Here is an 11,253-nt window from a genome sequence, read left to right as displayed (position 1 = left end):
GCGGCCTTTGTTTTTTTCTGTCAAAGGTTAAAATCAGTCAAGTGAGTGCTCTGCTGACAGAGCGAAATAGTATTTGAACAGGTAAGCAGCGTGATTAAAAAACGAGTCTGGATATCGGCGGGCATTATCCTGAACCGCCAGCAGGATAAAGTCTTCATTACCCGTCGTGCCGAAACTGCACATAAAGGTGGCTTCTGGGAATTTGCCGGCGGTAAGGTAGAGCTGGGGGAAACGGCCGAGCAAGCGGTTATCCGTGAGCTGAACGAAGAAGTCGGTATCACTGCCACTGAGCTGGAGCACTTTATTGAGCTAGAGCATGACTATCCGGAAAAAGCGTTAAAGTTCGATTTCTTTCTGATCAAAGCTTTTGATGGTGAAGCTTACGGCCGTGAAGGCCAGCCAGGGCAATGGGTGACATTGGATGCGCTGCGGGAGTTCACTTTCCCTGAAGCCAACTATCCGGTCATTGACAAGCTGCTGGCCCGATAAACCAGCAGGCTTGGTAGCGGGTTGTTGACCCGCTATGTTACGCGTTATCTTCTGACCAGCCGTCTGAGTCTGACATGTCAGGGGCACCGGGTATGGCTTTTTCTTCTGCTGCCCATTCCCCTAAATCAATGAGCTGGCAACGTTTGGAGCAAAAAGGCCGGTACGGACTGACTTCTCCCCATACAACGTCGGCCTGGCAGGTCGGGCATTTGACTATCGTGGGTGTTCTTTGTTGCGACACGGGAACCTCAGCAAATCGCTAGTGTGAATTCAATTCTTTCGGTCACCGGATTATTCGTCGTGCTCTGCCCTTCATCAAAGGGCATGAATCGGATGGCAAACCGGCTACGGTGACCGGATATCATAGGGTAAACCCCATAGCTGGGGCAAATTTGTAAGCGTAGCAGGCTGGCATTTTCCGCATCGTGCTGGAAAAAACCGTTGCGGGCTATCTGGGGTTTGAAGTGGCCGGATTCTCTGGTGACTCTCAGCCATAGGTGAATTGCCTGAGCCATTGGCTTGAGTTGATCTAACCAGTATGCCATATCGGCCTGTTTGCCGTCCTGCGACAGGTGTAACCAGTGATGCAGGCTGGGCAGATCGAAACAGCAACTGCCGCCTGGCAGCGAGAAGCGTTGTTTGATCCCGGCCAGAAAGCGATCTTCACGTAAGATCTGGCCCAGACGCGGCGCTGTGATCAGGTGGTGGTGGATGGAAGCCATTTGATCCAACAGTGACAGAACGGCGCTTTGATCCACACCGTCGACATCCAGCCAGAGCTTGAGCTGAGATTGCTGCTTATCCAGATCTTTGGCCAGCTCACTTTTCACCTGGATCTGATCAAGAATATCCAGCACATCGAACAAAGCGCGGAAAAAGAGCTGATATTGCCAGGGATCGTCCGATTCACTGGTGTGATTCATTTGGAGCAATAAATACTCCAGTCGCAGGTAAGTACGGACTTTTTCGTTTAACGGATGCTCAAAACGGGTTGTCTGCCGGGTAGTCTGCATAGTGCGGGCCTGTTATTCATCTTTTGATCAGCGCTGTATCAATTGCGATCAGCCTGCTCGCTCATGAGCAGATATTGCTGATGCAGCCGGGCAACTTCACCGCGTAACTGGTGACTGTCGCCATTGTTATCAATCACATCGTCAGCCGCAGCAAGCCGTTGTTCCCGGCTGGCCTGAGCCGCCAGAATTTTACGGACCTGATCGTCGTTGACCTTATCCCTGACCGCAGTGCGGGCTATTTGTATGTCTTCCCGAACATCGATCACCAGCAGTCTGTCGGTCATGGCTTGCAGTTGATTCTCCACCATTAAGGGTACAACTAACAGGCAATAAGGCGAGCTGGCTTTACTGATATCCTGCTTCATCTGCTGGCGAATCATGGGATGCAGCAAGCTATCGAGCCAGGCTTTCTGCGCAGGCTCATTAAAGATAGCGTCTCTGAGTTTACTGCGATTGAGCTGACCATCTGTCAGCAGGATGTCATTCCCGAAGCGTTCTGCTATGGCTTTGAGGCCTGCTGATCCGGGAGCCACAACCTCTCTTGCAATCAGATCGGCATCAATGATATCGATGCCGTAGTCGGCAAACAGGTTAGCCACTGTGGTTTTACCGCTGCCAATGCCGCCAGTCAGGCCGACTACCAAAGTCATAATGGATATCCTAAATATGTCCCTACATACCAGTTAAGCACAGGGGCCCCCCAAAGCAGGGCTATCCACCCGGCCAGCGCCAGGTAAGGCCCGAATGAAAACGGCGTTTGCATACCTGTCTGCCTGTCGCTGTGTTGCATACGCAGTAAAATGATGCCACAGATAGCGCCGAGCAAGGAAGAGAGCAGAACAATAAAAGGCAGCAACTGCCATCCGGCCCAGGCTCCCAGCGCGGCCAGAAGTTTGAAATCGCCGTAGCCCATGCCTTCCTTGCCTGTGAGCAGCTTGAATACCCAGTACAGGCTCCAGAGCGACAAGTAGCCGGCCATAGCCCCAATCACGGCAGATTGCAGACTGACCGGGCTGATATCCAGCAGGGCCAGCAGCAAGCCGGCCCACATCAGAGGCAGAGTGAGCTGATCAGGCAGCAGCATTTTATCTATATCAATGAACGTCAGGGCGATCAGGGCGCAACCGGCGCCAATCACCGCCAGGCTCCAGGCCGAAAAGGGTAACACCAGTGCGACGGCCAGCGCGGTGAGCGCAGTCAGAAGTTCAATGGCAGGATAGCGGACACTGATTTTTGCTTTGCAGTGACTGCAACGGCCACCGAGCAAGACCCAGCTGATGACAGGAATGTTTTCCCAGGCGCGGATCTTATGCTGGCAGTGCGGGCAGCTGGAAGCCGGTACACTGAGATTAAAGACAGGCTGGGGGCCAATTTCTGCATGTTCCGAAAAGCACTCGGCGCAATCTGCGCGCCATTGTCTTTCCATCATGACAGGCAGGCGCAGGATGACCACATTCAGAAAGCTGCCGGCGATCAGGCCGAAAATAGCGGCCGCCAGAGGGTAAAGCCAGGGATAGTAGGTCAGTAACGCCATGAGATTGCTCATTTTCCATCAAGATATCCGAAGAACCGTTATTTTAGCCTGATTTTGCTGTCAGTAGCGAGCCGCTGAAAAAGAACTCAGCCGACGGCTTTCATCAGGTCAAACACCGGTAGGTACATAGCCAGCAGCAAGGTGCCGATAATCATCCCTATGACAAGTATCAGTACAGGCTCGAGCAGGGTGGTCAGCGTTTTAAGCTGTTGTGACAGTGCGTTGTCATAATAAGCCGCCAGCTCGAGCAGCATAGTGTCTATTTTCCCGGTTTCTTCACCAACCCTGATGAGCTGTATCAGACGCTCTGGAATGAAGGGGCGTTGTTTGCCCATTCCTTGCCGGATCGCGGAGTAGAGCGGTTGTCCGCCGGCGACCAGACGGGCAGCCTGGTGGTAGGTGTGTTCCAGCACTTTATTGCCGCAGGTACTCGCGGCAAGGTCCAGTCCGTCCAGCAAAGGGACGCCGGCTTTAAAGGTGGTACCCAAGGTGCGGGTGAAACGCGCTTGTGCAGCCAGATGCAAGCAGGTGCCCGCAAGTGGTAACAGCAGCGCTATACGATGAAAACGGTATTGCCAGCGCAGGCTGCGGCCATACTGCCAGCGGCAGAGCGCGGTTATCAGGGCCACACCGGCCACGAGTGGCAGGCTGTACCGGCTGGCGTAGTCCGACAACGTCAGCACAGTACGGGTCAACCAGGGCAGTTGGTGGCCCATGGTGGCAAACAATCCGGCAAATTGCGGAATGATCCACACCAGCATCAGTGCGGTCACCGCCATGGCCACCACACAAACCGCAGCAGGGTAGAGCAGCGCATGGAACAGGGTGCGCTGCAGCTGATGATACTGTTCGCGGTACGAGGCAATCTGTTCCAGGATTTGCGGCAGTTGGCCGGCGAACTCACCGGCTTTGATCAGGCTGGTGACGATAGCATCGCAACAGGGCGTGTGGCGGGCAACAGCTTCAGAGAGTGGGGTGCCGGATGTGACCTGCTGCTGGATACGCTTCAGTATGGCGGCGGCTTCCATCCGGTTTTGCTCTTTGGTCATAATGGCCAGCGCTGCGCTCAGCGGCAGAGATGCATTCAGTAAGCTGGCCAGTTGCCGGAACATGTCGGTCAGATCCTGTGGGCGGAAACGATGACGGCGATAGGTTATCCAGCCGGGGCGGATACGGCGGATCGACTGAGGTGTAATCGATTGAGCGTGAAGCGAGTCTTCGATTTCGCCGGGCTGGAAAGCGACACCCACGCCGCTGGCGCTGCGGCCATTGCGGTGGCGTCCTCGCCACCGAAAATAACCTAAACGTTCAGCCGGCATTATCCGGCACTTCCGGTTTCTGACTGCAGGCTCTCATAGCCCAGAACCCGCTGCAGCTCGCTCAGGCTGGTGATCCCTTTGCAGAGCAAGCGGATCCCGGCTTGCTCCAGTGACAGATTGTCAGCCCGCTCAGCGATAGAATCGGAGAGTGTGGCTGCACTTAACGGGTTTGCCTGACTGGCAGTGCAAGAGACCAGTTCAAACAGCCCTGTTCTGCCTAAGTAGCCCTGATTACAGTGTTCGCAACCCTTAGGATTGGCGGCAAACACTGGCGTTAACGCATCTATGGCCAGTTTTTGGCGTTGGTGGGACGTTAAGTCAGCTTGTTGCTTACAGTGCGGGCACAGGCAGCGAACCAGTCGCTGGGCGATGATCAGACTGAGGGAAGCGCTGAGCTCATAAGGCGCGATCCCCAGATGCTGTAATCGGTTCAGGGTATCGGCCGCGGAATTAGTGTGCAGGGTGGAGAGCACCAGGTGTCCTGTCTGCGCGGCGCGTACCGCCATGGTTGCCGTTTCCTGATCCCGGATCTCACCTATCATGATCACATCGGGATCCTGGCGCAGGAAGGTCCGCAGTGCCGTGGCAAAATCCAGCCCTATGGCTGGGTGAATGTGGAGCTGGTTAATACCCGGTAATTGAATTTCGACCGGATCTTCTGCGGTACAGATGTTGCGATGTTCTTTGTTCAATAAGTTCAGGGCGGCATACAGCGACAGTGTTTTTCCGCTGCCGGTCGGGCCGGTAACCAGAATCAGCCCCTGCGGTTTAGTCAGAGCCTGCTCAAAGACATAGCGCTGGCCGTCGGTATACCCCAGCCGGTGAAGTGCCAGCGGAATATGGTTGCTGTCGAGTAAGCGTAAGACGACTTTTTCTCCCCACTGCGCAGGCAAGGTCGAGACCCGCATATCTACGGTTAGCTCTTGGTTGAGTGGTAGCCTGAAGCGGCCATCCTGAGGCAGGCGGCGTTCTGCTATGTTGAGTCTGGCGAGTATTTTGAGCCTGGCGGCCAGCCGGGCAGCCAAATCCGAAGGGGGAGTGGCATGAATCAGCAGCAGACCATCACAGCGAAACCGGATCCGGCACTGCTTCTCCAAGGGTTCGATATGGATGTCAGACGCCTGCCGCCTTACCGCATCCAGCAGCAGGTGATTGAGATAACGGCTGACCGGGGCGTCGTCGTTGTCGGCCACCGGTTCGGTTGGCTGAATCTGGGCGGCTGAGAGCTGCGCTATCTCATTGTCGTTGAGGCTGGCTGTGTGCAGCGTGCTGGTAATTGGGTCGCCGTAAATCCGCCTGATGGCGTTTTCCAGCTGCCTGAGCGGTAAAACCACCGGTGAAATCTGATAGCCGGAGGCAAAGCGGCATTCGTCCTGGCTACGGGTGTCAAAGGGATTGGCGATCCCTAGGGTGAGCACATCTTTGTCCAGTGCGAGGGGAAGTATGCTGTGTCTTTCTATCAGAGGCCTGAGGCTCAGCGTTTTACAGACTGACTGGTAATCGTAATGGTGGACATCGTCCATAGGCAGCGTAGCAAGATGGGCCAGTTGTTTGGCCAGATCCCAGTCGCTGAACACACCTGAGCTGACTATTGCCGCGATATCGTTCAGGTGATGACGGCGCATTTCAGCCAGGATAAGTTCGGCTTCGGCCGGATTGATAAGGCTCGATTGCAGTAACGTGTTCACCAGGGCGCTGCTCATCTTATTGCCCCGGACAAAATTGCGACTGGTTATCACCGCTGCAGAGTGTCCGCCAGATAATACCGTGGGAGTCGCTCTGTGGCTGTAGCCGGATTTCGGCATCTGCTGGCAGGCTGCCTTTGCGCTGTCCTTCCGGAATACGCGCCACTATGGCGGTGCCGTCCGTGATGGTTGGTGTGGTACCTGACAGGCTTGCCGTCACCGTGGAGTAAATCTCAAAACTGTCACCATTGCTTTTGCTGAAAAGTTGTCTGGCGGGTACACCGTTACTGCCGCTTTGACAGTCGATCAGCTGTGCGGTACCGGATGTTTGCCCTGTCATCAGGCATAAACTGACCGCGGTTTTCATCGCCGAGGAAGCATGCAGCATCTCAGTTGCATGGGCTCGCTGGGTGTATCCCTGATAAGCCGGCATGGCAAACGCCGCCAGAATACTGATGATAGCCACCACTATCATCAATTCGATCAATGTAAATCCACTGTGCCTGGTCATTATGCTATCCACCTGAAGAACCTGTGCGAATGAAAATAAGTCATATTATTCATATGGATAGCAATGAGTTTTCGTTTCTCGGTGCTATTCAATACTCTGGCTGCAACAACCTGTACATTCAGACGATGACTGGAGGCTTCTCGAAGAAAACAGCCTTGGGCAGGCGGCATCAGGGGCTGGATTGTTATAAATCCGGCCTGTTTGCTCGAATGTGCTCAAGGTGCCAGGTGGGCATAACTGCAGTGTAATTGCGGTAAGTTACTTAAAAACCACTATTTTTGTTGGGTATCTATCAAGACAATACACAGATCACAGATAACAAATGAGCATAAACGAAAATATTTACTTTCATCAATTTGATGAATACGCTCACTCGCTCACAAAAACCATCGCAATAATCATAACAACGAGGTTCCCTCTGAATGTTTGGAATTTTTACCCCCAAAGCGCATCAACCGCTGCTGCCGGCAGACAAGGTTGACAGCACCTACAAACGTCTGCGGTGGCAGCTTTTTATTGGAATTTTTTTCGGGTATGCGGGTTATTACCTGGTACGTAAGAATTTCAGTCTGGCGATGCCATACCTGATTGAGCAAGGCTTTAGTCGTGGTGATCTGGGTGTCGCGCTGGCAGCTGTCTCTATTTCCTATGGTCTGTCTAAGTTTCTGATGGGCAGCGTGTCTGACCGCTCCGATCCACGCTATTTCTTAAGTGCCGGCCTGCTGATGTCGTCACTGGTGATGTTCTGCTTCGGTTTCATGCCTTGGGCGACGAGCAGCATTACCGCCATGTTTATCCTACTGTTCCTGAACGGCTGGTTCCAGGGCATGGGCTGGCCCGCGTGCGGCCGGACTATGGTGCACTGGTGGTCCCGTAAAGAGCGGGGCGAAATTGTCTCGGTCTGGAATGTCGCTCATAACGTGGGCGGTGGCCTGATTGGGCCGCTGTTCCTACTCGGTCTGTGGGCTTTCCAGGATGACTGGCGTGCCGCTTTTTATGTCCCTGCCTTTTTTGCTGCTCTGGTGGCTGTTTTCATCTGGCTGACGGTACGCGATACGCCACAGTCATGTGGCCTGCCGGCGATTGAAGAATACAAAAACGATTATCCGGACGATTACGACAAGTCTCATGAAAATGAAATGTCGGCCAAAGAGATTTTCTTCAAATACGTATTCTCCAACAAACTGTTGTGGTCTATCGCGATAGCCAACGCCTTTGTGTACCTGATCCGCTACGGCGTACTCGACTGGGCACCTGTGTACCTCAAAGAAGCCAAGGAATTTACCGTGGATAAATCATCCTGGGCGTATTTCCTGTATGAGTGGGCCGGGATCCCGGGCACGCTGCTGTGCGGTTGGATTTCAGACAAACTGTTCAAAGGACGCCGTGCACCGGCCGGTATTCTGTTCATGGTACTGGTTACACTGGCAGTGCTGGTTTACTGGTTCAACCCGGCAGGTAACCCGACCGTTGATATGCTGGCACTGATTGCGATCGGTTTCCTGATTTATGGTCCTGTGATGCTGATAGGTCTGTATGCGCTTGAACTGGCGCCGAAAAAAGCGGCGGGCACGGCGGCGGGTCTGACCGGTCTGTTTGGTTACCTGGGTGGCGCCGTCGCGGCGAATGCGGTGCTGGGTTACACAGTGGATCACTTTGGCTGGGACGGCGGTTTCATCGTGCTGGTGGGCTCTTGTATCGCGTCCATCATTTTCCTGATGTATGCCTTTGTGGGTGAGCGAGCGCACCATAAACAAAAAGCACGCGAGCAGGCACTTGCGTAAATTCATGCTTTAATCTTTATATTATTCAGGCCGTTTCATAACTGTGACGGCCTGACTCTTTTGGGTGTCTATGTATCAACATATGGATAATAAAATGAAACTGAACGTTATTGGCTTAACTCTGGCTGCACTGACTTACTCTTCCTTCTCTCTGGCAGATCCGCTGGTGATTGCCCACCGTGGCGCGTCGGGCTACCTGCCTGAGCACACCCTGGAAGCCAAAGCCATGGCCTATGCCATGAAACCGGACTACATCGAGCAAGATGTGGTGATGACCAAAGATGACCAGCTGGTTGTATTGCATGATCATTATCTTGATCGTGTCACAGATGTGGCGGAGCGTTATCCGGATCGTGCCCGTGCCGACGGCCGTTATTATGCGATCGATTTTACCCTGGCTGAAATTCAAGGCCTGCGCCTGACCGAAGGCTTTAATATCGATAAAGACGGCAACAAGGTGGCGGGTTTTCCTGGCCGTTTCCCGCTGTGGAAATCGTCGTTTACTGTGCCGACACTGGCGGAAGAAATCGAGCTGATCCAGGGGCTGAACAAAACACTGGGATACAATATAGGTATCTACCCTGAGATCAAAGCCCCCTGGTTCCATCGCCACGAAGGCAAGGATATCTCCAAGGCCTTACTGAAAGTGCTGAAAGCGTACGGCTACGACAGCAAAGACGACAAAGCCTTTGTGCAGTGTTTTGATCCGATTGAACTCAAACGCATCAACGATGAACTGATGCCGGCCATGAAAATGGATCTCAATCTGGTACAGCTGATGGCCTACACCGACTGGAACGAGACTATGGTGTACCAGGGCAAGGAAGCAGCGCCGTACAACTATGACTGGATGTTTGAAAAAGGCGGCATGGCGAAAGTGGCCCAGTATGCCGATGGTATCGGACCCTGGAAGCCTATGCTGGTGGATGACAAGTCAACCCAGGATAACCTGATCATCCTGCCGCTGATGAAAGAAGCTAAGTCTGCTGGTCTGGTGGTTCACCCATACACCTTCCGCGCCGATGAAGGCCGTATTGCCCCTTATGCGGATAACTTTGATGACATGCTGGACGTGTTTTATAACAAAGTGAAAGTGGATGGTGTATTCACTGACTTTCCGGATAAAGCTGTGACTTTCCTGAATCGCGGCTAACGCGACTGGGAGCCGGTTAATAAAAAAGGGAGCGCTCTGGCGCTCCCTTTCTGTTCTTAGTCATCTGAGCTTATTTAAAGCGCATTGACAGATCCATGGCCCGCACATGCTTGGTCAGTGCGCCGACCGAGATATAATCGACACCGGTTTCGGCAAATTCACGCAAGGTTTGATCGGTAACATTGCCCGACACTTCCAGTGCGACTTGTCCCTGATTCAAGGTAACGGCTGCGCGCATCATGTCGGTGGTGAAGTTGTCCAGCATCACGATATCAGCGCCGGCATCAATGGCCTGTTTCAGTTCATCCAGACTTTCGGTTTCCACTTCCACTGGCTTGCCCGGGTTGAGCTGCCTGGCGGTTTCAACCGCCGGCTTGATCCCGCCACAGGCAATGATGTGGTTTTCTTTGATCAGATAGGCATCAAATACACCGATGCGATGATTATAGCCACCGCCACAAGCCACGGCATATTTCAGCGCATTACGCAGGCCAGGTATAGTCTTGCGGGTATCGAGCAAACGGGTTGAGGTGCCATCCAGCAGGTCGGCGTAACGGGCCACCTGGGTGGCGCAGCCGGATAAGGTCTGGATGAAATTCATTGCATTGCGCTCGCCGGTCAGCAGAATGCGCGACGGACCATGCAGCACGCACAGCACCTGATTGGGCTCAACCGGATCACCGTCGCTGACCTGCCAGTCTATGGTCACTTCATCACCCAGCTGACGGAATACTTCATCGGCCCAGAGCTGGCCGCAGAACACCCCAGATTCACGGGTAATAATGGTAGCCGTTCCCTGGCTGTCCGCCGGGATCAGGCTGGCAGTAATATCGCGGGCCGCATCAATCTCGCCGCCCAAATCTTCGCGCAGCGCATCGGCCACATTTCGGCGGATATCTTCGGGAAGCTGCTGGCGCAGGTAGGCCAGGCGAGACTGCGTATCATGTTTTTGTTCCGTAGGGCTCATAACTTATATACCGTGTTGGCTGAGGCTGTCGAAATTAAGCCGATCATACTGTGAGATGCTGGCAAGGGGAAGGCATTCTCGGGTTGAGTGAGAGCGGCTACAGGTTTTATCCTTAGCGTCAGGAAAATCAAGCAAACGGGCAGCAGGCATGAACTTCAGAATTAACGACCAACACTGGCTGGACAAAGTAAAACGGGTGCCTTCTCCGTTCTGTGACAGCCGGCAGGATGAAACCGATATCTCATTGCTGGTGATACACAATATCAGCCTGCCGCCAGGGCAGTTTGGTGGTCCTTATATAGAGCAGCTTTTTACCGGACAACTGGATCCGGATGGGCATCCCTATTTTCGGGAAATTCATCAGTTGCGGGTATCTGCCCATTGCCTGATCCGCCGGGATGGCGAAGTGATTCAGTTTGTGCCTTTTAATGCCAGAGCCTGGCATGCCGGTGTGTCCGAGTTTGCCGGCAGAGAGAAATGCAATGATTATTCTATCGGTATCGAACTGGAAGGCACAGATATCCTGCCTTATACCCCGGCGCAGTATGACACGCTGCGCCAACTCACCCGCACTTTATTAGCCCGTTATCCGCAATTGTCCCGCGACCGCATTACCGGCCATGAATTTATTGCTCCCGGTCGTAAGACCGACCCCGGACTGGCCTTTGACTGGCGGGATTATAAAACCGGGTTAAGAGATTAAAAAAAATTTGAGCTGTTTTACAAAAAGTGACATTTTTATATGTGACAAAAATGTTAATAAATTGGTCTGACCATTAACTTTCTGTGTGAATCTTG

At 53.3% G+C, this 11,253-nt stretch carries 12 protein-coding genes; 4 read left to right on the top strand and 8 right to left on the bottom strand.

Going from position 1 to position 11,253, the window contains the following annotated elements; translation table 11 throughout:
- Positions 1-90 precede the first annotated feature (90 nt).
- Complete coding sequence (gene mutT, locus D6M16_RS18600; RefSeq protein ID WP_120513371.1) at positions 91-489, top strand: 8-oxo-dGTP diphosphatase MutT; 399 nt, start codon at positions 91-93, stop codon at positions 487-489.
- 37 nt (positions 490-526) lie between these two features.
- Here the strand turns inward: mutT and yacG are convergent, their stop codons facing one another.
- From yacG to D6M16_RS18565, 7 genes are all read right to left on the bottom strand, one after another.
- Entirely contained in the window at positions 527-730 is a 204-nt protein-coding gene (gene yacG, locus D6M16_RS18595; protein WP_120513370.1) for a DNA gyrase inhibitor YacG, read from the bottom strand.
- A gap of 7 nt (positions 731-737) precedes the next feature.
- Positions 738-1,502, bottom strand: a complete 765-nt coding sequence (gene zapD / locus D6M16_RS18590) for a cell division protein ZapD (protein WP_120513369.1) — start codon at positions 1,500-1,502, stop codon at positions 738-740.
- A gap of 38 nt (positions 1,503-1,540) precedes the next feature.
- Complete coding sequence (gene coaE, locus D6M16_RS18585; RefSeq protein WP_120513368.1) at positions 1,541-2,152, bottom strand: dephospho-CoA kinase; 612 nt, start codon at positions 2,150-2,152, stop codon at positions 1,541-1,543.
- Complete coding sequence (locus tag D6M16_RS18580) at positions 2,149-3,036, bottom strand: prepilin peptidase (protein WP_120513367.1); 888 nt, start codon at positions 3,034-3,036, stop codon at positions 2,149-2,151. The genes coaE and D6M16_RS18580 overlap by 4 nt, the downstream gene beginning before the upstream one ends.
- An 86-nt stretch (positions 3,037-3,122) precedes the next feature.
- Entirely contained in the window at positions 3,123-4,355 is a 1,233-nt protein-coding gene (locus tag D6M16_RS18575) for a type II secretion system F family protein (protein WP_120513366.1), read from the bottom strand.
- Positions 4,355-6,058, bottom strand: coding sequence for a GspE/PulE family protein (locus D6M16_RS18570; RefSeq protein WP_120513365.1), 1,704 nt, complete (start codon positions 6,056-6,058; stop codon positions 4,355-4,357). Before D6M16_RS18570 ends, D6M16_RS18575 begins: the two co-directional genes overlap by 1 nt.
- Position 6,059: 1 nt before the next feature.
- Positions 6,060-6,551 (bottom strand): pilin, encoded by a 492-nt coding sequence (locus tag D6M16_RS18565; protein ID WP_120513364.1) that lies wholly within the window; start codon positions 6,549-6,551, stop codon positions 6,060-6,062.
- 422 nt (positions 6,552-6,973) lie between these two features.
- On the opposite strand from D6M16_RS18565, the gene glpT reads away from it, so the two are divergent.
- Together glpT and glpQ are read left to right on the top strand one after the other, a co-directional pair.
- Positions 6,974-8,335: a glycerol-3-phosphate transporter gene (glpT, locus tag D6M16_RS18560; protein ID WP_120513363.1), complete on the top strand. Its 1,362-nt coding sequence runs from the start codon at positions 6,974-6,976 to the stop codon at positions 8,333-8,335.
- A 94-nt stretch (positions 8,336-8,429) separates the two neighbouring features.
- Positions 8,430-9,488 (top strand): glycerophosphodiester phosphodiesterase, encoded by a 1,059-nt coding sequence (gene glpQ / locus D6M16_RS18555; protein WP_240435655.1) that lies wholly within the window; start codon positions 8,430-8,432, stop codon positions 9,486-9,488.
- 70 nt (positions 9,489-9,558) lie between these two features.
- On the opposite strand, the gene nadC is transcribed toward glpQ, so the two are convergent.
- The gene (nadC, locus tag D6M16_RS18550; RefSeq protein ID WP_120513361.1) at positions 9,559-10,455 is read right to left on the bottom strand and encodes a carboxylating nicotinate-nucleotide diphosphorylase; all 897 of its coding nucleotides are present in this window, start codon (positions 10,453-10,455) and stop codon (positions 9,559-9,561) included.
- Positions 10,456-10,603: 148 nt separating this feature from the next.
- Here nadC and ampD point away from each other — a divergent pair, with 148 nt between their 5' ends.
- Positions 10,604-11,158 (top strand): 1,6-anhydro-N-acetylmuramyl-L-alanine amidase AmpD, encoded by a 555-nt coding sequence (gene ampD / locus D6M16_RS18545; protein ID WP_120513360.1) that lies wholly within the window; start codon positions 10,604-10,606, stop codon positions 11,156-11,158.
- Positions 11,159-11,253: the final 95 nt, after the last annotated feature.

It is taken from the genome of Photobacterium salinisoli, from assembly GCF_003614885.1.
In the GTDB taxonomy this organism is placed as follows: Bacteria; Pseudomonadota; Gammaproteobacteria; order Enterobacterales; family Vibrionaceae; genus Photobacterium; species Photobacterium salinisoli.
Note: the sequence above shows the minus strand (reverse complement) of the source record. Positions and strands in the feature narration are given on the sequence as shown.